Raw genomic sequence first — 24,255 nt, 5'->3', positions numbered from 1 at the left:
CCCTCTCGTTCGACGACCCGGCCAGTCGCCCTCCCCTCTCAGACCCCCCCTCGCCCCCCCGCCGTCGTACTCCAGCAGGTGCCGTTTCTGGCAAGCTCGAAGCGGGAGCCTCGCCGGGGTGGGCCCAGGGAATATCAGATCCACATGGCGGGGTCAATGTACTCCGCGGGATCTACTGCCGGGGCCATTTCCTTGCGGGCGTCGCGGTGCCGGATGGTGGCAGGGATGCCGGTCAGAATGGACGCTGCAGGAGCATCCTTGACCACCACGGAATTGGCGCCGACGGCAGAATCGTCGCCGATGGTGATGGGGCCCAGGACCTTGGCGCCAGCACCAATGGTGACTCGGTTGCCGATGGTGGGGTGGCGCTTGGTTTTTTCAAGCGAGCGCCCACCCAGGGTCACGCCGTGGTAGATCATGACGTCGTCGCCAATTTCACTGGTTTCGCCAATGACCACACCCATGCCGTGGTCAATAAAGAATCGCCGGCCCACCGTGGCGCCGGGGTGGATCTCAATGCCGGTGGCGGAGCGGGTGAGCTGAGAGAGGACCCGGGCCGGGAAACGCAGGACCGGAACGGCCCACATTTTGTGTGTCAGCCGGTGCACCCAGATGGCATGCAGGCCGGAATAGACAAACAAGTTCTCCATGGAGCCCCGGGCCGCCGGGTCATGTGACCGGGCCGATTCTAGGTCTTCACGCATTCTGCCGAAAAATCCCACAGACTTCCTTCAGTTTATTGCCGTCACCTGGTGTCGGCGGAGTTTGCCATGCATTTGGGGCCACAGACCAGAAGACCCGCATTACTGACATAGCGTCAGTAATGCGGGAAAAATTCCAGTAACCACAATGTGGACTTCTGGGCCCACGCGCGGTGGATGTGCCCCGCGCGCGAAGCCCCCCTAGGTTCAGGTCACTTGCGCCCGTGAACCATCCGCCCGTGAACCTTCGGGGATTTGGTGCTTAGCCCCGGATGTCATCGTAGAGCACAGTTGAAATGTAGCGTTCGCCGAAGTCGGGAACCACGGCAACGATGAGCTTGCCGGCGTTTTCTTCACGCTTTGCCAATTCGATGGCAGCCCATATTGCGGCACCAGCGGAAATACCGCCCAGGATGCCTTCTTGGTTTCCGAGTGCTCGGGAGAACGCCACGGAATCTTCAAGGGTGGCGTCCAGTACCTCGTCGTAGATGTCCTGGTCTAGGATCTCGGGGATGAAGTTCGCGCCCAAGCCTTGGATCTTGTGCGGACCGGGTGTGCCGCCGTTGAGGATGGCTGAATCGATGGGCTCAACCGCCACAACCTTCAGACCCGGCTTGCGTGATTTCAGGTACTGGCCAGCACCTGTGATGGTGCCGCCGGTGCCGATGCCAGCAACGAAAATGTCCACGGCGCCGTCGGTGTCGTCCCAGATTTCCACACCCGTGGTGGTGCGGTGAATGTCGACGTTGGCCTGGTTGGCGAACTGCTGGGCCCAGATAGCGTTCTCGGTGGTGGCGACGATTTCCTTCGCCTTCTCCACAGCGCCACGCATGCCCTCAGACCCCGGGGTCAGTACGATATCGGCACCATAGGCGCGCAGCATGACGCGGCGCTCGGTGGACATGGTCTCCGGCATGGTCAAGATGACCTTGTAACCGCGTGCGGCGCCCACCATGGCCAAAGCAATTCCGGTGTTGCCGGAGGTGCCTTCAACAATGGTTCCACCGGGCTTGAGCACACCAGCGGCTTCGGCGGCGTCAACAATGGCGACACCGATCCGGTCCTTGACGCTGTTGGCCGGGTTGTAGAATTCCAGCTTCACAGCGACCGTGGCGTTAAGGCCCTCGGTCAGGCGGTTCAGGCGCACCAACGGTGTGCCGCCAACCAGCTGGGTGACATTGTCATAAATACGTGCCATGAGTGGTCCTTAATAAGTCTGTGAAGCGGAGGAGTGCGTGAGTTCGCGCGGGAACTAGTGACGCTGTACTTAGTCGTCAGCGTATCCAGTACCTTAGTTTGGTTCTAGGCAGTGAGCCACTTCGCGTAATGTTTTCTAACTTTAGAGATTTTTGGGTTGATAATGACCTGGCAATAGCCAACCTCTGGGCGCCGAGCGTAAAAGTCCTGGTGATCCTCGGTGGCTTCATAGACCACACCGAGCCGGGACACCTCGGTCACGATCGGATCCGACCACAGCGGCTGGTTACGTTCGATCGCTGCCCGGAACTCTGCTTCCTCGGCCTCATCGCGGTAGTACAGGACTGAGCGGTACTGAGTGCCGACGTCGTACCCTTGGCGGTTCAAAGTGGTGGGGTCATGCTGGATGAAAAACATGTCCAAAATGACCTCCGCCGGAATGATGGTCTCGTCGAAAGTCACGGAAACAATCTCGGCGTGCCCGGTCATTCCTGTGCAAATTTGGTCATAACTCGGGTTGGGAAGGGCTCCGCCGGTGTAGCCGGACACCACCGATTCCACGCCGCGGGTCATCTGATATACGGCATCTAGGCACCAAAAGCAGCCGCCGCCCATTACAAAAGTCTTCATGGTCATTTATAAGTCATTAACGGCTCTCAAGATTCCCGTGCGGCACCGATGTGTCCTGTACCTCCTGCCCGCCAGTAAGCTAGAAGTATGAGCAAGGAACCAACTTTTCCCACGTCCGACGACGGAAGTGATGCAGGTGCCCACCTCGCCGTCACTCCGGAACTGTCGGTAGTTGGCGCGGACGCCACTTTTTCTGGCGCGGAAACTTCTGATGAGCCCGCCGCTGCCGACTTGATCGGTGACGACGAAGGCGGCACCGACATGCTGGAATCGGAAGAAGACGTCTCGGAGGATTCTTTCGGCTCTGGCCTCGAACCTGTGCAGGGCACTGAGCTTGTGGCTCCTCTACAAACCCCTGTTCTTTCCGATGTCCTCCTCGCTGCAGAAGAACTGTGGCCGGAATCGCTCGCAGAGGATTGGGACCGCGTGGGCCTGGTGGTGGGGCGTCTGGAAGCCAGGGTAGAGCGGATCATGTTTGCCGTGGACCCCACACTTGAGGTCATTGAAGAAGCGTTGGAGTGGGGAGCCCAGCTGCTCATCACCCACCACCCGCTGCTACTCAAGGGCGTTAATTCAGTGGCCGCCACCACCGGCAAGGGCCGGGCCATTCATAGCCTGATTGAGGGCGGTTGCGCTTTGTTGACGGTGCACACCAACGGCGACAGTGCTGTGGGTGGTGTCTCTGATGTTCTGGCTGACATCTTGAAGCTGGATGAGGTCCTGCCACTGATGCCCGCGCCCAATGGTTTGGCTGAAGAGGGGATTGGCCGGGTGGGGTTCTTGCCCGCTCCTGAAAAGCTCGGTGACCTAGCCGCCAAAGTGTTTTTGACTCTGCCCGCCGTGGCCGGGGGAGTGCGGGTTTCTGGAGATAAGGATGCGCTAGTTCGCAAAGTTGCTGTGTGTGGCGGTGCTGGGGACAGCCTCTTCGATGCGGTGCGAGCCAGCGACGCTGATGTTTTTGTCACCGCCGATCTGCGCCACCACCCGGCCTCCGAGGCTCGAGAAGCGCGCCTTGATGGCAGGCCCTACCTTATTGATCTTTCACACTTTGCCAGCGAATGGTTGTGGCTACCTAACGCCATGGTTGCTCTTGGCAACGTCCTCGGTGACCAAGGCTTTGAGGCAGAACTGGCGCTGAGCCAGACCAACACGGACCCCTGGGACTTTATTCTGACTCCCGGGAACTAGGCTTGAACTAAAGCAGACAGCGCATCACCTTGATGCAACAGGATTTGATGCAACTGGAGGATTTACATGGCTAAGGCAGCACCGGCCGAACAAATGCGTTTACTCGAGGTCCAAGTACTGGATGGAAAGTTACGCGCACTCGATGTCCAGGCAAAAGCGTTGAAGGAAGATCCCAGACTCCCGGATCTGCATGCTGGCGTCACCGTGGCCAAGAGCGATTTAGTGGTCCTGGACACGGCTGTCAGCGACGCTCAGCGGGCGCTGACCAAGTCCGAAGACGATGTGGCCGCCGTGGTGGCCCGGATTGAGCGCGATGAGGCCAGGCTGAACAGTGGCACTGGCCTGTCCAAGGATCTAATGGCGCTGCAGAGCGAAATCGAGTCCCTGACACGGCGCCGCAGTGAACTTGAAGACACTGAGCTCGAGGCCATGGAAGCTTTTGAGGAAGCCACCGCTAAAGCTACGGCCGAACGTGATCTGGTCACCCAGATGCAAAGTGTCCTCGATGAGGTGCTCGATGAGGTCCGCAGCAAGCTTGGCGGACTGAAGATGGAACGAGATGCCATTCTGGCAGAACGGGCCGAGCTGGCAGCTACCTTTGATCCCGCACTCATGGCGATCTACGAGCGTTCCCTGGCTAAGTACGGTGTGGGCGCAGCGCGCTTGTTCCACGGCAAGTCCGAAGGCTCCGGCATGCACATTAGCGCCGGCGACTTGGCTGAGATTAAGAAGGCCAGCCCGGAAACAATCGTGATGTGCCCGGATTCCGGTGCCATCCTGGTCCGCTCGGAGGAGTGGAGCTAAAACCGGCACGGACTCAGCGGTAGCTCACCCCGGCCCGGTGTTGTTGCACAAATGCCGCCGTTTGGGACAAATCCCATGGATCAAACCATGGCATTTGTCCCAAACGGCGGCATTTTCATTGAGTCTGGGATTGGTGTTCTGTTCTCCGCCCCAGGCTGTGGCCCAATCCACGGCTTAGCCACTGAGGATGATATTCGGCGACGTGGGTCCGGACACCACCCGGCCTGCCTGGAAAATGCCGACATGCTCGAGATAGAACTCGTGACGCCCTAACCTGCACATGGACGACAGTATCTAAAAAGTAGCCGAACACCCGTTTTTCAGCCTCCACAGTGGGGACCCAGGTCTCTAGTCCGCTGGCCGCGCAGTCCGTAGCGTTGCTGCCATGAGTGAAAACATTTCGCCGAATGACCGGCGATTTAAGAGTCGGGGAAAGATCATCGCAGCGATTGTCGCGGTGGTGCTGTCGGGCGTCTGCGCTGCCGTGGGCGTCAACGCTGCGATGACAGGGGCATCAGAGCACAAGGCGGGCGCCCCGATGGTGGATCTGAGACCGCCCGCGACCGCCGAGCAGGCCTCCGCCCTAACCCTGCCGGTGCTCGATTCCTGGCTTGAAGAAGACTTCGAAAACTCATGGATCGTTGTCGCGAACACGCTCGAGCATGTTGCACACGCGCTCGATCAAGCGGCGGAGGACCCAGAACAATACGCCAATTGGGTGCCTCGGTTCGAGCAAGTCATCACACTCGCAGATGCGGTGTCGGGAGGTGACCAGGCGGGTGCGAAGGCCGCCTTTGATCCACTATTGGCAGCAGAACCCGGCCCCTACGACGACGCAGTCGTCGATGCCGCCATGTCAGAGGATCCATACGCCGACGCCGAGGCGTATCTGCTGGAGCTCGACGCGGCAATTGCCGCAAAGGATCGTGGCGCCACCCGGAAAGCTGTGGCCAACACGGCTGTATCGCTCTCCGAAGTTGTGCTCATGACGCAGCTGGACCTGTCCGCCGACGACGCACCGGAAGCGCTTGAACGGCTGCTGCCGGCATTCCACGCGATTGATGACGTCCAAGACGTCGTACTGCATGGCCACGCGAGCGATGCAGCGGCTGCAGCGACCACGCTGCACACCGAGCTGGCTGCCTTCCGTAGCTGGCAGCTGAGCCTGGCTTCTTAGGCAACTGCTCCATCCGCTTGGCACTTGCCCCTCTTTGACAATATCTAGGAACCCTCCCATGAGTGAAGCGAACACCATCCGATCACGCAGCCGCCGGTGCGCCGCTGCCTTTAGTGCCCTGGCTGTAGCGGCCGTGTTCCTCGTTGGCAGCCCCAACGCGGCGTGGGCCGTGGACGCCGTGGAAACGCCAACGCCGGCGCCCTCCATTGCCGTGCCGGCTACGAGTGAGCCTGCGCCGGCTCCAGCCTCGAGTGAGCCTGCGCCGGCTCCTGCGGCAGAAGACACCGCCGACGGGATCCCCGAAACACCTAAGGTACTGCCGCGCGCGGTGCAGACCATTGAACGCAAGGCGGTGCAGACGCAAGCGAACGGTGTCCACCTGCGGTACACCTTTGGATCCGACGTCTACCCCTATCATCCCCAGATCAACTACGACGGAACCGGCGGCGTCGGTCCTGTCCAGGACGTAAATGAATGGGTAGACGGGGAAGGACGCCACCTGCAGTGGAACTACCCCATGCCGACGGCCGAAGGACACCACACGGTTGTCCTCACGGTGCAACTGAACGACACCGGCACATTAACCGATTATTCGGCGCAGTACACCTCCGTGGTGAGCCGCACCGGAGGGTCACTTGCGGTAGACACTGAATGCGCCGTCCTCTACAAGGGGTCCGTGATCGACATCGATGATGATTCGCCCTTCGGCTGTGAAGGCAGTTCTGTTTCAGGCCAATCCGGGGTACTGGTGGCCGGTGGTGAGGTCGGAATTTATTCCTGGGCTGACATCACCGGAACCATCCGTGTCAGCAATGTTGACGACAGTGCTCCGAAGTTGTCCCTGGACAAGGGAATCTTCGGAACGGCGAACCAGGATCACCGCATCGTCATGAACGGCACAGAGTGGTACCCCTTCGACGGCGCTGGGATACCGGTGAGGGACGCGAAATATGCCACCATTTCCAGTGGGGAGTCCCTAACATGGACGGCATCGGCGCTGAACTCGCCGCACAAGCATGCAGAGCCGCTTACGCACGCACAGGCTTATTTTGTTTATGAGATCTTGCTAGACGGCGCTTCGAGCGGCTACTGGGTGAAAGGTTTCGCCGAGAATTACAAGTCGCATGTGAGGTGGTTTCCGAGTGCGGACTGTGAGATCTACTCCGGAGATCCCAACAATGCAGGAACTCTGGTGGCCGGTGACACTCCGTTCACCTGCGAACCGACCGCGATGACCAAGCCAAATATCAAGTGGAATGACGATACAACGTTTGTTGTGCAGATGGCTGCGGTGGATACGTTGAACGGCCAGGTGGAGGCGGTGCAGCGCGGAATCATAGAGGCTTGCGGTTCCGCTGACGGCCAATGCGTTCTCACCCAGGGCGGAGTGGAACACATCACCGCAGAACCTGCTGTTCCGAACCCGAGCAAGGGAAGTATGCTCTACGCCAACGGGTCCGGTACTAGCGGTAAGCAGGACTTCGATTTCACCTTTTCGAGGGAGGTAACCAACAACTTTGAGCAAATGTTCGGCGTCAAGGTTGGGTATGAGCAAGAGGCCGATGAGATAGTTGGCAAGTCCAAGACCAGCATCGAGGTCAGCTCGGAAACAACATTTGGTTATGAGCTCACCAACAAATTTGACGTGAGTCAAGGTGGCGAGGCAGAAGTGCCATTCTGGTCTGTGGGAGCCTTCTACTACACCGACAAAATGGACCGCTATTCCTCGGATGTGTACTTCTTGGGCGAAGGGGACAACTGGTATCGGGCTACCGGCGGCAAAATCACGGTCCCCATCAAAGCTGACGACACACCAAAATCTCCACCAGGAGCGCTCGCCGAGCCTGCTGCTGCGGGAACAGCTGTCGGCGCCGTCACCTACTGGTGTACCTGGATGGAGGACTCCGCGGACAAGATCGTCGGAAAAGTCATCGCAGATTATGATGCTGCACACCAAGTTCAAGTAGGAGATCGAACGGTCAGTAACTATGCCGAAGAACTGCAAATCTGCAAAGTGCCCAGCGAATGGGGCAAGCTGACCGAGTCGGCGTTCAAGGGGGCGGAGCGCAAGCTGAAATGGGAGGTCTTGCAGGAGTATCTCGGGAGCTAGGCACCGGAATTCCCTCAGCAAGTGAGCACGGCAGCTCATCCAGAGCTGGTTATCAAGGCGGGGTGTTCCGATGGTCACGAGACAGCGGCGCACCCCGCAGCATGGACCTAGGTCTATGGTTGAGCGGTCGATGAACGGAAAGAATGGTTCTGGGCACTGCGTTGCCCGGAATGGAGTGCCCCATGAAAGTCCGATCCCGGCTCACCCTCGCACCTGCTACGGCCGGGCTAATGGTTCTGTTGGCTGCCTGCGGTGGTGCGCCGCCAGCCGCATCTGACCCATCGACATCGACCACATCTGCCCAGGCAGGAACTGTCAGCTGCGTGGCTGACCCGGGAGCCGTCGTCGCACGTCACACTGGAGCATCTGCCACGCAGCCGCTCAGTGCCGCGAAGGCGCAGGCCCTTGATGCTGCTGCAGCCCGGGGCTTCACCGATGCCGCGAGCGAGGGTGCCGTTGTGGCGGTGCGCAGTCCGGAAGGCACCTGGCAAAAGGCCTATGGACTCTCGGACCCGGATGCCAAGGCTCCCATGACCACCGGGGTGCATCAGCGCATTGGATCTGTCACCAAGACTTTCACGGGCACCGTGGTCCAGCAGTTGGCACAGGATGGGCGGCTGAAACTTGATGATCCGATCGCTAATTTTGTACCCGAGGTGCCCAACGGGGAAGCCATCACCGTGCGCATGCTCTTGAACATGACCAGTGGAATTGCCAGCTACACCGTGGATGAAGGCTTCATGGTGTCGCTGTTTAACGATCCAACCCAGACGTGGACACCGGAAAGTCTGCTTGCCATGGGCCTCGCCCTGCCACCGCTGTTCGCACCGGGGGAGCAGTTCAATTACTCCAATACGAACTTCATTTTGCTGGGCAAAGTGGTGGAAAAGGTGACGAGCAAGCCCTTTGATCAGGTGTTGGAAGAGATGATCCTGACACCGCTTGAATTGAATGCCACATCCATGCCCGGCGGCGGCGATCCCTACCCGGATCCGCATGCTCAGGGATTCACGTTGCAGGGCACCGCCGAAGGCGTCGCAACACCGGTCAACAGCAGCGAGTGGAACCCCACTTGGGCGTGGACCGCCGGACAGATGGTCTCAACTGTTCAGGACTTGCTGGTCTACGGGCGGGCCTTGGGCACGGGTCAAGGTTTGCTGGAGCCTGTGGCACAGATTGAGCGCCTAACCTCCTTCCCTGACGGAGACGGCTATGGATTGGCCTTCGGCTGCATCGACGGCTGGGTGGGACACACAGGGGAGCTTCCCGGCTACAACACCTCAGTTTTCTACGACACAGACACTGACACCACCGTAGTGGTGGCGGCCAATAGTGACATCCCCTCCGGAGCATGCGCAGAGTCGAAAACGCTACCGGATACCCCACAGTCGCTGCCTTGCATGGACCCAGCCACCCGCATATTTGAAGCCGTTTCGGTGGCCCTTGGCCATGAATTCTCACCGGTACCTAAACAATGATCTCCAGAGACACCGCGGCCAGCTGGCGTCCTACGTTCATACCGCCGTTGGCCGGCCGGTAGATTGGGTTCCATGGCCCAGAAGGCACCGCGTTTAAAGCTCGCCAGATCCCTTGACCGTTCTCTCGTTGTCATCTTTGTGGCCGGTTTTTCCTTGGCTGCCATGCAATGGTTCCTGCTGCCCGTAGCTGGTCCGATGGGCCATGTGATGGTGCTCTTTCCTGTTGTTACGGTGGTCTATCTGCTGGCCGGATTGCGGGCGTGGCACCGGCGCCCGGGAAACCGGCTGGGTGCCCTGATCCTGTTTGGTGGATTTGCTGTCTTCTTGAACGGGATGAGCAACAGCGACATACCGGTCTTCGTGGCCGCGTCCACGATCGGTTCCACCCTCATCCTGGCTGTCATTGTCCACATGCTGCACGCCTTTCCTTCCGGCCGACTTAAAGGCTGGCTGTCAAAGGTCACCGTGCTCGCCGCCTATACAAACTCGCTCCTGCTTCAGGTTCCGAGCTATGTCTTCCGTACCAACATCGATGTGCCCTTCCTGGTCCTTGCCGAGAGCCCTCTCATGGTGGGTATTGCGCGGTGGCTGCAGGTATGGGCTGGGGCTGTGGTCATGTTGGCCACGGCTGTGGTCCTCATGAGGCGTCTGGTTGAGGCAGACGCTGGACAACGCCGGGTCCTGCTGCCCTTGTTCGCCTATGGCACCTTTGCCGTGATCTTTGTTCCACTGGTCGCCCAAGTGCTGAGTCCGCTGCTGGGCCTGAGCACGGATGTAAGGGCAGCGCTGCAGCTGATAGTCATTGGTGGAATCCCGCTTGCCTTCGGGCACGGAATTCTCCGGGGTGGATTCGCCAAGACTGGTGAGCTGGAGGAATTGGGATCTTGGCTGGGCGCCTCCGGGGGAGCCCGGTCCGCCTTGGCCGCGGCTCTGGTGCGTGCGCTGGGTGACCCTTCTGCCACCCTGTCCTTTTGGGTGCCCAAACGCGAAGTGTTTGTCAACGAGGATGGTTCACCAGCTCCCCTGGTGGCGCAAAGCACCAACCGGGGCCAGGTGGAGATTGTGCTGGGCGACAGGACAGTGGGAGCCATCACCTACGACTCCTCGCTCATTGAAGAGCCGGCGCTGGTCCGTGCCGCCGGGCAGGTGGTGGCCATCGCAGTAGACCGGGAACGGTTGACCGTGGAGTTGCGGGAAAGCCACGGCGCACTGCAACGATCCAGGGAGCGGTTGGTGGAAGCTGCGGACCGTGAACGCCGCAGGATTGCCCGGGATCTGCACGACGGTCTCCAAATGCAGCTTGTCCTGTTGGCGCTGGAGGCCCAGCAACTGGCCAAATCACACGGATCGGATGCCGCCGCTGCTGAGCGGGCCACGCACCTGAGGCAGGGCATAGATTCTTTGCGGCGGAGCTGCGAGCGCTGGTGCACGCGGTGATGCCCGCAGCCCTCATTGAGCGGGGCCTGGCTGAAGCGGCGGAGGACCTGGCCGACAGGATGCCCATCCCCACCATGCTGGAACTGGAGCTCGACGGCGGCACTCTCACCTCCGCCGTCGAACGTACCGCCTACTTTGTCCTGGCCGAAGCGCTCAGCAATGCCTTGAAGCATTCGCAGGCCACGAAGATTCACGTTGGGCTGATGGTCCAGGAGGGGTGGCTGCATCTGGAAGTGCGCGACGACGGCACAGGTGGAGCAGACCTCCATGCTGGCACTGGATTGCGCGGCATGGGTGACCGGGTGGACGTCCTGGGCGGCCTCTTTTACCTAGTCAGCCCAGCAGGGGAGGGCACCCGGATCAAGGTGGAGCTGCCATGCGCGGAGTCATTGCTGAGGATGAGGCGCTGCTCCGGCACGGACTGCAGCTGGTGTTGGAAGTGGGTGGATTTGAGGTGGTGGCTGCAGTCGGCGACGCTGTGGAATTGGAAAGTGCCGTTAGTTTGCACCTTCCGGAGTTGGTCATTACCGACATCCGCATGCCGCCGACCCACAGCGATGAGGGTCTGCGGGCGGCACTGCGCCTGCGGACAAAGCACCCGGAGATAGCAGTGGTGGTCCTGTCCCAACATATGCAACGGCGATACGCCAACGAGCTCCTGCGGTCCTCCGGCGGCAAGGTGGGCTACCTGCTCAAGCAGCGCATCGCCGACGTTGACACCTTTCTGGGCCAGCTGCGGGAGGTTGCCGCGGGCGGCATGGCTCTCGACCAGGATGTTGTAGCGCTCATGGTGGCGCGCGCCCAACGCTCCAATGGAGCAATTCGTGCACTGACCCCGCGGCAGCAAGAAGTTCTGGCATTGATGGCCGAAGGTCGCAGTAATTCCCGGATTGCTGCGGAGCTGTTCCTCAGTGAAAAAGCCGTTGTGCAGCACACCTCTCGCATTTATGACTCGCTCAACCTGGCTCTGGACGGGGAATCGCACCGGAGAGTGCTGGCGGTCATGCACTACCTCAGCGATAACTAACGCCGCGGCCAGCGCCGGTCCGCTGGAGGCTCCCAGATGGCTCCCAAGTGGCTCCCAAGAGGCGACCTGGGTCCATTCCGTACCCGATACCGCGGCACTAGCATCGTTGCAGGGCAGCTTCCCCGTGGCCCGAATAGGGTCAGGGAAGTTGCGCTATCCCCACGATGAAAACAGGAGTCACATGAGTGCGCTTAAACAGGCCAAGAGCGGCCTGATCTACGGCATGGTGGCGGTGCCTGCGCTCGCAGGCTGTTCTCTGCAGCCAGCAGAATCAACTGCATCAACTGCGTCGTCCTTGCCTGCCGCGGCATCTGCCGACCCAAAGCTGGCCGAGCAGGTGCGGGCCATCGTCGCAGAAGAGATGGACGCGCGAAATCTGCGGTCGGTGATCTTGCGTGTCACGGTCGCAGGCGAGCCTGTACTAACAGAAGCATTTGGCGAATCCATGCCGGGAGTGCCGGCAAACACCGATATGCATTTTCGCAACGGTGCCGTTGCGATCTCGTATATGGCAACGGCCTTGTTGCAGTTAGTAGATGAGAAGAAGGTTTCCCTGACGGATAAGCTGTCCAACTGGCTGCCAGAGGTGCCTCATAGTGACCAAGTGACCTTGGGGCAGCTGGTTCAGATGACGTCTGGTTATGAAGACTATGTGCCGGATCCGGCATTCCAAGAGGAGTTATACGCCGATCCGTTCCGGGCGTGGACCCCGGAAGAGTTGTATGCCTTTGGTACCTCCAAGCCGCTGATCTACGCACCGGGGACCAACTGGAACTACGCACACACCAATTACGTTTTGTTGGGGCTGGCCCTTGAGAAAATCGCTGAGATGCCGTTGGAGAAACTGCTGCAGCAAAAAATTCTGACACCGCTGGGACTGACCGGGACACGAAGCTCGAACACACCCTATATACCGGAACCGGTGCTGCATGCCTATACGGGTGAGCGCAAGGAAGCCCTGGGTCTGCCCGCCGCGACACGGTTCATGGAAGACAGCAGCTTCTGGAACCCGTCATGGACCTTGGCCCGCGGCGCAATTCAAACCACAACTATCACCGATATGACCACGTCAGCTGACGCGATTGGTTCCGGGTCACTTCTCTCGGCAGAGTCCCATGCGGCCCAGATTGACACGAACCTCCGGGGCAAGACCACCAAGGTACCCGGGTGCATCAACTGTACGGAAATGGGGAATGGCTTTAGCTACGGGCTGGGCGTGGTGCTCAGTGGCAACTGGGTGCTGCAAAATCCCATGTTCGGTGGCTACTCAGCGGTTGAAGCCTCGCTGCCGTCAGAGAAGATTGCCATTGCGGTTGCCGTGACCTACACCGAAGCCGCCTTCGATGATCCCGACGGCGTACCCAACCAGGCGTTGGAATTGTTCAAGATCATTGGTGCCGTGGCAGCCCCAGCCGACGCGCCGCCCATGAGTAGGTAAGCGAATCGGAGATGCGCTGGATGGGTGGGTATCAGTCCGTCAGAATGATGTTCAAAGCGTGGGCCTTGCGTGCCGTGCCGGGCACAAGTTCCACCACCCACTTTTCCGCGGCCGCCTTGGCCAGCGCCGCGGGTGTCTCCGGCGCCTTGCCGCCTCGGGTCAACAAATGCCGGGCCAATTCGCCGCGAGTATGTTTGGCGAAGTGCGAGACCACTTTGCGGACGCCGTCGCGCTCGGTGAAGACATTCACTGCCACGGTGTGAACCGGATCCGGAACCCAAGCCGCCGCATAGGTACTCGAGCGGCAATCAACCAGCAGATGCCCCTCCGCGTGGCCTGCAACAGCAGCGGCAAGTTTCGGTTTCCAATAACTGGCCAATTTGCCCAGACCTGGCAGGCCCACTGACATGGACAGCCGGTAGGCGGGAATCCTGTCGGCAAAGCCCACCGCACCCCACAGCCCCGAGACAACGACGACGGCGGCATCGGCCTTGCGCTGTTGCGTTGCGCTCATGCTCGCATAACCCAGGGCGTCGAACAGCACGCCCGTGTAGATGCTGTGCGCCGGTGCGGCAGGCTCGTGGGCCAACCGGGTATTGCGGCTGACTTCTTGAACCAAGGTGGCACCAACACCCAGCTGCTTCAGGGCGTCGTCCTGCCCTGAAACGGCGGCCAGCGCCTGCGCAACGTCCTGCCGGGCGATGGTGAGTTCGGGAAAACTCAGCTCGGCCAGATCAACGGGAGCTCCGGCGTCGGGCGGGGTTTTACCTTCAGAAGGGGGAAGCAAAATTAGCACCGTTTGAGCCTACCGGTTGGCGGGCCCAGCATTTGCGTTCCACCCCTCTCGCCGCGGTAGCTTCAGCCATCACTGGGGGAGGCGCTGCTGGCACATAGACCGGTCTAGTGAGTACGCTCACTGAACTCGCCGGTACTATGCGCATCCTGAGACACTGAGGATGGCTTAAACCAAGGGTGTTTTGAGCTAGAAGAGGGTAACTACAGTGGTGCAAGAACTCGTGGCTAACAACTCCGACGTCGTCCTGGATTCCTGGATCGGACGCGAAACCATGGCCGAGGCCATGATTCCGCTCATCGGGAAGCTGTACCGGGAAAACAATGTCCTGACTAACATTCACGGCCGTTCATTGATCAACCAATCGGTGATTAGTCTGTTGAAGGCTCACCGCTTTGCCCGCCAGATCGACGAAGTTGAACTTCCGCTGGAGGAAACTCTGCCGCTCCTGCGGGCCCTTGTGACGCTGCAACTTGGCGCCGCATCGCTGGATTTGGCCCGCCTCAACGCCGGTTTCAAAGCGTCGGGAGAAGCTGATCTCGAAGCCTTCCTGCGTACCGAGCTGGCGGACATTGTTGACCGTTTCGGCGCCGACGAACGCACCAGCACCGATGTTGTTCTGTACGGCTTTGGCCGCATTGGCCGTCTCTTGGCCCGCATCCTCATTGAACACTCCGGCGGTGGCCACGGCCTGCGACTGCGCGCCATTGTGGTCCGCAACGGCGGCGAGATGGACCTGACCAAGCGTGCCAGCTTGCTGCGCCGCGACTCCGTCCACGGACCGTTCAACGGCACCATCACGGTGGACCACGAGAACAACATCATCCAGGCCAACGGCACCGCCATCCAGGTCATTTACTCGGACAGCCCGGCCACCATTGACTACACCAGCTTCGGCATCAACAACGCGCTGATCGTGGACAACACGGGCCGCTGGCGCGATGAAGAAGGCCTGTCCCAGCACCTGGCGAGCACGGGTGTGGCCCGAGTCTTGCTCACCGCTCCGGGCAAGGGAACGCTGAAGAACGTGGTGCACGGCATCAACCACGGCACCATCACCGCCGAGGACAAGATTGTCACCGCAGCTTCTTGCACCACCAACGCCATCACCCCGGTGCTGAAGGTCCTCAACGACAAGTACGGCATTGTGCACGGCCATGTGGAGACGGTTCACTCCTTCACCAATGACCAGAACTTGACGGATAACTTCCACAAGGGCGATCGCCGTGGCCGCTCAGCAGCGTTGAACATGGTCCTGACTGAAACCGGCGCCGCCAAGGCCGTGGCCAAGGCGTTGCCCGAGCTCGAGGGCAAGCTGACCGGTAACTCCATCCGCGTCCCCACCCCCAACGTGTCCATGGCGATCCTGAACCTGACGCTAGAAAACGCCACCACCAAGGATGAGGTCAACACTTACCTGCGTGAGATTTCACTGCATTCGGGTCTGCGCAAGCAGATCGATTACATAGATTCCCCCGAGGTGGTGTCAAGCGACTTCGTGGGCTCACGCCGCGCCGGCATCGTGGATGGATTGGCCACCATCAGCACCAACAAAAACCTTGTCCTCTACGTCTGGTATGACAACGAGTTCGGCTACAGCTGCCAGGTAGTACGCGTCATGGAGGAAATGGCCGGGGTCCACCCGCGCGCATTCCCCACCCTGGACGCGTCCGCAGAGCTAGCCACAGCGCAGGCCTAGCCAGGGCACCTGCCCCCGGCGCCGGCGTCGGACGTAAATCTTCGACGCCGGAGCGCGAACGCCCAAACTCGCGATGGAGAAATTCCGTCTAGTGACAGCGGACCAATCGACTAGTATTGACAGTTGGATAGGGCAGCTAGGCAACCGCGCGTCACGCAAGTGGCTCGAGGAACGTCCGGGCTCCACAGAACAGGGTGGTGGGTAACGCCCACTCGGGGTAACCCGCAGGACAGTGCCACAGAGAATAGACCGCCCGCACGGTTCGTAAGGACCGGCGCGGGTAAGGGTGAAACGGTGGTGTAAGAGACCACCAGTTCCCTAGGTGACTAGGGAAGCTAGGTAAACCCCACCCGGAGCAAGGCCAGACAGGGCATGATTGAGGGCTGTTCGCCTGAGTGTCTGGGTAGGCTGCTAGAGGGCGTCGGCAACGGCGTTCGTAGATGGATGGTTGCCTCTCTGCCGCGGGTAACTGCGGCGGATGACAAAACCCGGCGTAACGGCTGCCCTATCCACTTTTTGGTGTGTTGTTCCCGTGTTTTCGCGGGGATGTGCACCATTTTTTGTTGAGTTTTTCGGGTCGGCGGCGTGGCTTGTGGGGTTTCGTGTGGCTTGTGTGGCCGGTGTGGCCGTTCCGTGTCAGCGGCATCCTCGAGACCTCAGATCTGGCCCCCTAAATCGCTTTTAGGGGGCCACATCTGAGGTCTCGTGGTGGGGGAGATAGAGGCTAGCTGCTAGCGGATCGATTTAGTGTTTTGTGCCACAATATCGGCGCTGTGTCGCGCAGCGCCGTGCCGTGTCAGGCTGTGCTGGGGCCAGACCTTGCAGCGCCTTGCCGTGCTGGGCGGTTGCGGCCGCCGTCGCGCATTGACCCGTGAGGAAAGGTCGTTTAGAAAGGGCAAAACGACCATTCCTCACGGGTGAAGTATCAAAGATGCTTCCGAGCGGCTTCAGGACGCCGAAAATTCATACCCCGCTAATTCACGCCCCCGAGATACTTCACGTCCGAGTACCTGCCGCTGCGCCGGAGCTCCTCGATTTGGTGTTCGTCTATCCACTGCGTACTATTGCCGGGTGCATCGTAATTTGATGCTGAGACTAATACCTTCATCCGAACGGAGAAAAGACATGGGTTTCATTGGTTGGATTATTTTGGGTCTGATCGCCGGCGCAATCGCGAAAGCGATTAAGCCAGGCAATCAGGGTGGCGGCTGGCTCGCGACTCTGGTGCTTGGTGTGGTGGGCGCAATTTTGGGCGGCTGGATTGGAAGCGCAATTTTCGATGTTGGTATCAACTCGTTCTGGTCTCTCTCAACGTGGCTGCTCGCTATTGGTGGTTCATTGATCGTCCTGATTATTTGGGGACTGTTGACGCGCAAGAAGGCTTAATAGCTGCACATGGGGGAGGTTCCGGTTCGCAAGAATCGGGGCCTTCCTTTTTCTTGCCCAACCGGGCCTGTGGATAACCGGACGCACGTTTTCGGGTAGCTCCCTAGACTTAAACTCATCACGATTCACCGAGTCCTGCGAAACCTCGGGTGGGTCTAAAACGTCGGTGGGTCAGGGCGGGGTGGTCGATGTCACGACATGCGCAACCGCTCCCGATGCGCCAACGGCCCGCAGCGCGCCCGCCCCTCACTGCTGCGGCGGTGCTACTTGTTCTCGTCGCAGTAATCCTGGCTGGCTGGCTGCACACCTCTGGCCGCTGGCCCTTCACACCCGACGCCGGCCCACCGCCTGCCGTGGGCAGCTCACCTCCCGGTTTGGGCAAGCCGGTGGCCGTGGTGGGCCCAGGAACTGCGCTGGCCTTGCTGGAAACGCTTCTGGTGAAGGGTAAATCGCCGCGCAACAACTATGAGCGCAGCGCTTTCGGTGAGGCGTGGCTGGATGCAGATGCCAACGGCTGCGACACCCGCAATGACATCCTGCGCAGGGACATGCAGGGCCTCACTTTCACGGATGGCTCCCTGTGTCTGGTGGCCTCGGGGGAACTGTCGGAGCCCTACACGGGGCATGAGGTGTCTTTTCAACGGGGCAAGGACAGCAGCAAGGAGGTGCAAATTGATCATGTGGTTGCGCTGGGCAACACGTGGCAGACCGGAGCCGGGGAGCTGACGGACGTACAGCGGCAGAGCTTGGCCAATGATCCGCTGAACTTGCTGGCGGTGGATGGTCAGGCGAATCAAGACAAGTCCGACGCCGATGCCGCAACTTGGTTGCCACCGTCCAAGAAGTTTCGTTGCCACTATGTGGCTCGCCAGATTTCGGTCAAGGCCGCCTACCAGTTGTGGGTCACCCCGGCCGAAAAGACGGCCATGCAACGCGTTCTGGGGCTGTGCCCGAAACAGCAGAGCCTGCCCTCCGGCTACCTCCTGTGAAGGACGTGGCTGGAAGACAGGCTCACCAACAACAGAGCCGAAGCGCTGCTACATTTTGGTGCCAATCTCGGTCAATGGTAGATCCGGGTGGTTCTTTTCCACGCGGCGCATGGCCCAAATGTCATTGAACAGGGCCAGGAATTCACCGTCACTGCGCTCAAGTACCTCAGCGCCATGGACATTGGCGAGCACGGCTGTTGCGTCCGGCGTCGTTAGCCGCGCGAGTGAATAGTTGAGGCGCTCCAGACGCATGGGGGCGTTGAAATCGTGGTGCATCCTGTCATCCACCACCTCGAACTGCATAGGTCCGACGGCGGCCAGCACCGGCGCCTGATCACCGCGCAGATCCGAGCGCAACACCTGGATGACGCCTTCGTGTTCGAGCTGTTCGATCCCGCGGCGGAACTGCTTGTACTTGCTGGGGTCCTTGGACCGGGCCACTTGGAAGTGCTCGGGTGCGAACAGCGGGATGGCCGGGTATTCCACCGGCTCCTCGACGAACAGCGAATCGCCAACGCGCAGGGCCGAGGCGTTGACGAGTCCCACCACGTCGCCCGGGAAAGCGGTGTCGATGACCTCGCGGTCGCGACCAAAGACCTGCTGAGCGTATTTGGTGGCGAAGGACTTGCCGGTGCGGGTCTGGGTGACCACCATGCCACGCTCAAACATCCCCGAGCACACGCGCACAAAGGCAACGTGATCGCGGTGGGCCTGGTTCATGCCGGCCTGGACCTTGAACACGAAGCCGGAGAACGGGGCGTCAATGGCGCGGCTGCTGCCATCAACATCGGGGCGGGGTGCCGCCGGCGGAGCGAAGTCCACCAGCGTGTCCAGAATCTGCTTGACGCCGAAGTTCAAGGCTGCCGAGGAGAACAGCAGGGGAGTGGCCTTGCCAGCGTAGAACGCCTCCAAGTCCAGAGGTGCGTCCTCGTCAATGACCAGGCTGGCCTCGTCGATGGAATCGCTCCAGGCGACACCTTCAGAGGCGGCAGCTTCCTCGAGGGTCATGATCTCGGTCAGGGCAATCTGGGCGCCGGAGCTGTTACGGGCGAACTTGGCGAATTCATTGCGGCGAACATCCCACACACCACGGAAATCGCCAGCAATGCCGATAGCCCACGTGAGCGGCATGGGGGTCAAGCCAGTGCGCTCGGTGATCTCATCCATCAGTTCCAGCGGATCAAGGCCTGGACGGTCCCACTTGTTGATCACGGTGATGATGGGGAGGTTGCGCTGACGGCACACCTCGAAGAGTTTCATGGTCTGCGTTTCCAGACCCTTACCGGCGTCCACCAGCATGACGGCGCAATCCACGGCGGCCAGCACGCGGTACGTATCTTCAGAGAAGTCGGCGTGGCCGGGGGTATCGAGCAAGTTGATGACGGTGTCGCGGTAGGAGAACTGTAGCGCTGCCGAACTGATCGAGATACCGCGATCCTTTTCCATCTGCTGCCAGTCAGAAACCGTGTCCTTACGGTTGGACTTGCCGTTCGTGGCACCGGCCGTACCGATCACCTTGGCGTGCAGCGCCAGTGCTTCGGTCAGCGTGGACTTACCGGCATCGGGGTGAGAGATGACGGCGAAGGTACGGCGACGCTCCGCCTGGCCGGAAATTTCGGTGGCGCGGGCGGGGGACTGGGCCGGAGAGGACACAAGACTACTTTCTAGCGATAAAGAATTTGTTCAAGCAACGTAAAGAGGGCGCAATGATCTAGTTTACCGCAGCCCGCGGCCCTCTTGGGTGGCACGCACGACGGCGGTATCCCTGGCTTGCGTGCGCGTGCACGGGCCCAGCACAGGCTGGTCGCAGTTCAGGCGATGCTCAAGTGCGGGCTAAACAGGGAGTTTGAGGCTGCCGAAGCCTAGCTGCCAAGCACCTCCGGCATCGATGCGGTTCAGGACAATCTGTTGCAACGCCGTCGTCCGCGGGAGGGCTCCCAAACTCTCCATGCTGCGGGTGCGGAAGGTGAAGTACACGGCGTCGGTGGGTTCGGTGCGGGGTTCGCCGTAGGGGGTGAAGAGCGCGGCGAATATTGCGATGTTGGAGGCGGGGGCCAAATGGGCGCTCAGGTAGGGATCCAACAGCCAGGACTCGCAATTGGCATAGCGGACTGGTTTTTCGGGAAAGTGCTTGGCAAAGAAGGGGGCGGCCAACGCCAAGCTGTGGGCCACCGCGTCTTGTGGCAGGCCGCCGTCTTCGGGTATGTGAATGCCCAGAATCCACTCATCGGAGCCAACGCCTGGGATCTGCGCTGCGGGTTGGTGGATGAGGTATTGCAGACGGCCCAGCTGGTAGATGCGGCCGGAGAAGACATGGTTGAGCCACTTGTAAGTGTCCATGCCGAAGCGCTGGTGCACGCGGCGGTTGATGGCCATGTTGCGGCCGAAATCAGCCAGCGTTTCCCGCGAGGTGGTCTCGGGAATACCGCGTTCGCGATGCCAAGCCACGATCTCGGGGACAAAGTGCAACATGGCACTCAGCCAGTCAGATTCCGTGACAGGAGCTTCCTGGCTGCCTAACTCAGGAAAGGAGTCATCGGAGCTGCCCAGACGTGCTGCCAAATGAGCCAGCACCGCCTCCACTGCCGGAGTTACCGGCTTCTGCAGCAGTGCCAAAGCGTCGGGGCGATCCTCCGGAGCAATGTTTAGGTACTCAAGTGTCTGTTCTGGGCTCATGGCAGTGCGCAAGGTCATTGGGACAGTTTAGCGACCCTCAACCGGGGGCATTGCTGCGACTGGCGACTCAGTGTCAAGCGACCTAATGTCTACCAACTTCGCACCCGGTGACTTTGCGTCTGCGCGTGGTTAAACCCTAACGGAGCGCCACTCAATGAGTGGCGCTCCGTTAGGACGTAACCGTACGCAGCTTCAGACTGTGTGCAGCATAGGGAATGCCGAATGCGGAATGCGTGCGGAGTGCCGAATGGTCCAGCTGAGGTCAGGACTGCTTGGCAGCCATGGGCTTCTTATCGAACAGGGTTTCAGCCTGCTCCAGCGACATGCCGTTGGTTTCTGGGATCTTGAACATCACGAAGAAGAAGGACGCCACGGCGAACAGTGCGTACATGCCATAGGTCAGCGGCAGTGATGCGGCGGCCATGGACGGGAACGTCAGCGTGATGGCGAAGTTGGCGATCCACTGGGCCGCTGCGGCCAAACCGAGGGCGCGGGCGCGGATACGTGAAGGGAAGATTTCGCCCAATAGCACCCAGACCAGCGGGCCCCATGAGGCGCCGAAGCTGACCACGAACACGTTCGCGGCAACCAAGGCTACCGGGCCCCACGCACCGGAGAGGGAGACGTCGGAGCCGCTACCTGTAGCGGTGGAGAAAGCCAAAGCCATGGTACCCAGAGACAGTGCCATGCCGACCGAACCGACGAGCAGGATTGGGCGGCGGCCGATCTTGTCCACCAAAGCAATGGCGACCAAGGTGACCAGAATGTTCACAATGGCGGTCACAACGGAAATAGTCAGCGAGTCCTTTTCCTGGAAGCCCACGGCCTTCCACAAGGTAGTGGAGTAGTAGAAGATCACATTGATGCCAACGAACTGCTGGAGCATGGAGAGGATAATACCGATCCACACAACGGGCATCAGGCCAAAGCGCTTGCCGCGCAGGGTTCCCTTGCGGGCGGCCAGCAGATCGGCCTGCACAGCATCCTGAATCTCCCTGATGCTCTTCTGTGCGTCTTCTTCGGGGGCAATGGTCTTGAAGACCTTGGCAGCTTCTTCTTCCTTGCCGTGGAGAACCAAAAAGCGCGGGGATTCCGGCAGGATCATGGCAATGATGAAGTAGACAACGGCCGGCACAGCTGCGGCGAGGAACATCCAGCGCCAAGCTGGCAGACCTAGCCATAGCTCCTGAGCGGCTCCGCCGGCGGCATTGGCGAATAACGCATCAGAGAGTAGTGCCGCGAAGATACCTACCGTGATGGCCAGCTGCTGCAAGGACGCTAAACGGCCGCGGTGCTTGGCTGGTGAGATTTCCGAAATGTAGGCCGGGGCAATGACGGAGGCTAGGCCAATGCCCAAACCGCCCACGAAGCGCCAGAAAACCAAGTCGTAGACACTGAAAGCAAAACCAGTTCCCAAGGCGCTGATCAAGAAGAGGATGCCACCAATTTTCATGGCTGGAATGCGGCCCTTGGCGTCGGCGATACGGCCTGCAGCATAGGCACCTACGGCACAACCCAAGAGTGCGATGGCCACCGCGAAGCCGGTGAGAGCGTCACCGAGCACGTAATGGGCTTGCATGGCGTCAACGGCTCCGTTGACTACCGATGAATCAAAGCCAAAGAGGAATCCTCCCACCGCACCGGCGATGGCCAATCCGGCAACTTTTCGAGGAATCCTCGTTGCTGACTGTTTTGGCATAGTTGTCCCGGACATGGTTCCCCTTTGAAGCCGCCACGCTGCTAAGCGCGGCCCGTTTGAAAAAATTGCTTAGTAATTCCAAATGGTAAAGCTACTCCTAGTGGAGAGTTTCTGGCTTCCAGAATGGGTTATCTGAGCCGTGAGATATGCCTCATAGGTAATAGCTCACCTGGGGTAGTGATATAGGACTCAAGGGCTAAACTCAGTGGCCGAAGGGGTCCGGATCTACACCGGGCATCCAGGTTAGCCCAGGTACTCCCCAGCCATTGTTCTTGGCCGCCCGCTTGGACTTCTTGGAGTAGCGCGCATTGAGCCTGTCCACGTAGAGCTTGCCGTCGAGGTGATCGTATTCGTGCTGCATGCAGCGGGCAAACCATCCGGTTGCTTCAAAGTCGAGAGGGTTGCCGTCTACATCGAAGCCACGCACACGGACCCACTCTGCGCGCTTGAGCGGGTAGTCGATGCCGGGAACGGACAGGCAACCCTCCACCTCATCGTCCACGCTGGGTGGGTTGCCGGAGATCTTACCAACGGTGAGCGTAGGGTTCACAACAACGCCCCGCTCAGGAACGTCGTCGTCGTTGTCCATTTGGTAGGTGAAAAGCCGCAAGCCAACACCAATCTGCGGGGCAGCCAAGCCTACGCCGTGAGCGGCATCCATGGTCTCGTACATGTCGGTGACAAGGGCCTTGAGGTCCTCATCGAAAGCCAAAACCTCTTCGGCGCGGCGGTGGAGTACAGGTTCACCCAAAATGGTCACGGGGCGGATGGTCATGACGGATTCCTTTCCAGGCTCGAAAACATTTTCAAGTTCTAGCGCATTCAGGCAATGAAAAACACCCCGATCAAATGACCGGGGTGTCTTCGTGATTCGTAGTGAACCACATAAGGGGTGAGATACGGGGTTTGAACCCGCGACCTCCTGGACCACAACCAGGCGCTCTGCCAACTGAGCTAATCCCACCATGTCCGCCGCAACCTCTTGGAGCATCTTGCGATGTCCGCCTTGCTTGTGGCAACGACAAATAGTCTACCCGAAATAAAAGGTGGTCAAGACCAAAGTTGTGCCCTTTGTCGTATTTGTGATGTAAGTCCCAATCAGGCGGTGGAGGAGGGGCGAGAAGACGCGGAATTTATCCCGAGAATTGTGCCGAAATCTTCTTGGCTGTTTTGGTATCCGGGCCCGGAGCCGACACAAAGACCGCCTCACGGTAGTACTTGAGCTCGTTGATGCTGTCGATAATGTCCCCGAGTGCACGGTGATTTCCGGTTTTTGCGGGCGACTGGAAGTAAGCGCGCGGGAACCAGCGGCGTGAGAGCTCCTTGATGGTTGAGACATCAACAACACGGTAATGCAGGTGCTCCACCAGTTCTGGCATGTCTCGGGCGAGGAACACCTTGTCGGTGCCGATGGAGTTCCCAGCCAACGGAGCCTTGTTAGCCACGGGAACATGTTCGCGAATGTAAGCCAGTACCTGTGCTTGCGCGTCCTCCATGGTGGTGCCGCCGGCCAGTTCGTCGAGCAGTTTTGAGGTGGTGTGCATGGTGCGCACAAAGTCGCCCATCTGCGCCAGGGCCTCGTCACTGGGCTTGATGACGACATCAACGCCCTCGCCCAAAATGTTCAATTCGGAGTCTGTGACAAGTGCCGCGACCTCGATCAGGGCGTCATTGACGGCATCCAAGCCGGTCATCTCACAGTCAATCCATACAATGCGTTCATTAGTTATAGCCACCTGTCCAATGTACCGTGAACCCGTCCCCTGCCGCCTTGTGCGCTAAAATTGAGGCTTCAGGGTTGCTGTTCCGCCCACATGAGACGAAAC

Annotated in this window: 21 protein-coding genes, 1 tRNA gene, 1 other RNA gene and 1 pseudogene; 14 read left to right on the top strand and 10 right to left on the bottom strand. The window is 59.9% G+C overall.

The window, feature by feature from the left end; genetic code table 11:
- Nucleotides 1-134 precede the first annotated feature (134 nt).
- The 3 genes from epsC to msrA all read right to left on the bottom strand — a co-directional run bounded on the left by epsC (nt 135) and on the right by msrA (nt 2,528).
- Nucleotides 135-722: a serine O-acetyltransferase EpsC gene (gene epsC, locus ACX80D_RS14355; protein ID WP_459323549.1), complete on the bottom strand. Its 588-nt coding sequence runs from the start codon at nt 720-722 to the stop codon at nt 135-137.
- 241 nt (nt 723-963) lie between these two features.
- Nucleotides 964-1,899 carry a cysteine synthase A gene (gene cysK / locus ACX80D_RS14350; protein WP_459323548.1) on the bottom strand — a complete coding sequence of 312 codons (936 nt, stop codon included), beginning with the start codon at nt 1,897-1,899 and terminating at the stop codon, nt 964-966.
- Between the two features lie 104 nt (nt 1,900-2,003).
- Entirely contained in the window at nt 2,004-2,528 is a 525-nt protein-coding gene (msrA, locus tag ACX80D_RS14345) for a peptide-methionine (S)-S-oxide reductase MsrA (RefSeq protein ID WP_459323547.1), read from the bottom strand.
- Nucleotides 2,529-2,615: 87 nt separating this feature from the next.
- Here msrA and ACX80D_RS14340 point away from each other — a divergent pair, with 87 nt between their 5' ends.
- The 10 genes and pseudogenes from ACX80D_RS14340 to ACX80D_RS14295 all read left to right on the top strand — a co-directional run bounded on the left by ACX80D_RS14340 (nt 2,616) and on the right by ACX80D_RS14295 (nt 13,187).
- Nucleotides 2,616-3,716 carry a Nif3-like dinuclear metal center hexameric protein gene (locus tag ACX80D_RS14340; protein WP_459323546.1) on the top strand — a complete coding sequence of 367 codons (1,101 nt, stop codon included), beginning with the start codon at nt 2,616-2,618 and terminating at the stop codon, nt 3,714-3,716.
- A 66-nt stretch (nt 3,717-3,782) separates the two neighbouring features.
- The gene (locus ACX80D_RS14335; protein WP_459323545.1) at nt 3,783-4,520 is read left to right on the top strand and encodes a zinc ribbon domain-containing protein; all 738 of its coding nucleotides are present in this window, start codon (nt 3,783-3,785) and stop codon (nt 4,518-4,520) included.
- An 87-nt stretch (nt 4,521-4,607) separates the two neighbouring features.
- Nucleotides 4,608-4,793, top strand: coding sequence for a hypothetical protein (locus ACX80D_RS14330; protein ID WP_459323544.1), 186 nt, complete (start codon nt 4,608-4,610; stop codon nt 4,791-4,793).
- 112 nt (nt 4,794-4,905) lie between these two features.
- Nucleotides 4,906-5,697, top strand: a complete 792-nt coding sequence (locus ACX80D_RS14325) for a hypothetical protein (protein ID WP_459323543.1) — start codon at nt 4,906-4,908, stop codon at nt 5,695-5,697.
- A gap of 58 nt (nt 5,698-5,755) precedes the next feature.
- A complete protein-coding gene (locus tag ACX80D_RS14320; protein ID WP_459323542.1) occupies nt 5,756-7,807 on the top strand; it encodes a hypothetical protein in 2,052 nt (683 codons plus the stop codon).
- Nucleotides 7,808-7,989: 182 nt separating this feature from the next.
- Entirely contained in the window at nt 7,990-9,285 is a 1,296-nt protein-coding gene (locus ACX80D_RS14315; protein ID WP_459323541.1) for a serine hydrolase domain-containing protein, read from the top strand.
- Nucleotides 9,286-9,357: 72 nt separating this feature from the next.
- Nucleotides 9,358-10,722 carry a histidine kinase gene (locus ACX80D_RS14310; protein WP_459323540.1) on the top strand — a complete coding sequence of 455 codons (1,365 nt, stop codon included), beginning with the start codon at nt 9,358-9,360 and terminating at the stop codon, nt 10,720-10,722.
- A pseudogene (locus ACX80D_RS14305) lies at nt 10,722-11,042 on the top strand (sensor histidine kinase); the annotation flags it as partial. The gene ACX80D_RS14310 and the pseudogene ACX80D_RS14305, both read left to right, overlap by 1 nt.
- A 56-nt stretch (nt 11,043-11,098) precedes the next feature.
- Complete coding sequence (locus ACX80D_RS14300; protein WP_459323539.1) at nt 11,099-11,749, top strand: response regulator; 651 nt, start codon at nt 11,099-11,101, stop codon at nt 11,747-11,749.
- 181 nt (nt 11,750-11,930) lie between these two features.
- Nucleotides 11,931-13,187, top strand: coding sequence for a serine hydrolase domain-containing protein (locus ACX80D_RS14295; RefSeq protein ID WP_459323538.1), 1,257 nt, complete (start codon nt 11,931-11,933; stop codon nt 13,185-13,187).
- Between the two features lie 31 nt (nt 13,188-13,218).
- Here the strand turns inward: ACX80D_RS14295 and ACX80D_RS14290 are convergent, their stop codons facing one another.
- The gene (locus tag ACX80D_RS14290) at nt 13,219-13,983 is read right to left on the bottom strand and encodes a YaaA family protein (protein ID WP_459323537.1); all 765 of its coding nucleotides are present in this window, start codon (nt 13,981-13,983) and stop codon (nt 13,219-13,221) included.
- Nucleotides 13,984-14,203: 220 nt separating this feature from the next.
- Between ACX80D_RS14290 and ACX80D_RS14285 the strand changes: the two genes are divergently transcribed.
- The 4 genes from ACX80D_RS14285 to ACX80D_RS14270 all read left to right on the top strand — a co-directional run bounded on the left by ACX80D_RS14285 (nt 14,204) and on the right by ACX80D_RS14270 (nt 18,054).
- Complete coding sequence (locus ACX80D_RS14285; protein WP_459323551.1) at nt 14,204-15,679, top strand: glyceraldehyde-3-phosphate dehydrogenase; 1,476 nt, start codon at nt 14,204-14,206, stop codon at nt 15,677-15,679.
- Between the two features lie 128 nt (nt 15,680-15,807).
- Nucleotides 15,808-16,191, top strand: an RNA gene (gene rnpB / locus ACX80D_RS14280) — RNase P RNA component class A.
- 613 nt (nt 16,192-16,804) lie between these two features.
- A complete protein-coding gene (locus ACX80D_RS14275; protein WP_459323536.1) occupies nt 16,805-17,065 on the top strand; it encodes a GlsB/YeaQ/YmgE family stress response membrane protein in 261 nt (86 codons plus the stop codon).
- A gap of 188 nt (nt 17,066-17,253) precedes the next feature.
- Nucleotides 17,254-18,054, top strand: coding sequence for an HNH endonuclease family protein (locus ACX80D_RS14270; RefSeq protein ID WP_459323535.1), 801 nt, complete (start codon nt 17,254-17,256; stop codon nt 18,052-18,054).
- Nucleotides 18,055-18,102: 48 nt separating this feature from the next.
- Here the strand turns inward: ACX80D_RS14270 and ACX80D_RS14265 are convergent, their stop codons facing one another.
- The 6 genes from ACX80D_RS14265 to orn all read right to left on the bottom strand — a co-directional run bounded on the left by ACX80D_RS14265 (nt 18,103) and on the right by orn (nt 24,165).
- Nucleotides 18,103-19,707 carry a peptide chain release factor 3 gene (locus tag ACX80D_RS14265; protein WP_459323534.1) on the bottom strand — a complete coding sequence of 535 codons (1,605 nt, stop codon included), beginning with the start codon at nt 19,705-19,707 and terminating at the stop codon, nt 18,103-18,105.
- Nucleotides 19,708-19,887: 180 nt separating this feature from the next.
- On the bottom strand, nt 19,888-20,748 hold the full coding sequence (locus ACX80D_RS14260) for an acyltransferase domain-containing protein (protein WP_459323533.1): 861 nt from the start codon (nt 20,746-20,748) through the stop codon (nt 19,888-19,890).
- A gap of 244 nt (nt 20,749-20,992) precedes the next feature.
- On the bottom strand, nt 20,993-22,444 hold the full coding sequence (locus ACX80D_RS14255; RefSeq protein ID WP_459323532.1) for a sugar porter family MFS transporter: 1,452 nt from the start codon (nt 22,442-22,444) through the stop codon (nt 20,993-20,995).
- Nucleotides 22,445-22,631: 187 nt separating this feature from the next.
- A complete protein-coding gene (gene def, locus ACX80D_RS14250; protein WP_459323531.1) occupies nt 22,632-23,204 on the bottom strand; it encodes a peptide deformylase in 573 nt (190 codons plus the stop codon).
- Nucleotides 23,205-23,320: 116 nt separating this feature from the next.
- Nucleotides 23,321-23,393 (bottom strand) — tRNA-His (locus ACX80D_RS14245).
- 169 nt (nt 23,394-23,562) lie between these two features.
- Nucleotides 23,563-24,165: an oligoribonuclease gene (gene orn, locus ACX80D_RS14240; RefSeq protein WP_459323530.1), complete on the bottom strand. Its 603-nt coding sequence runs from the start codon at nt 24,163-24,165 to the stop codon at nt 23,563-23,565.
- Between the last annotated feature and the right edge of the window lie 90 nt (nt 24,166-24,255).

It is taken from the genome of Arthrobacter sp. Sr24 (genome assembly GCF_054511175.1).
The sequence above is the reverse complement of the archived record's forward strand: the minus strand, read 5'-3'. Positions and strand labels throughout refer to the sequence as shown.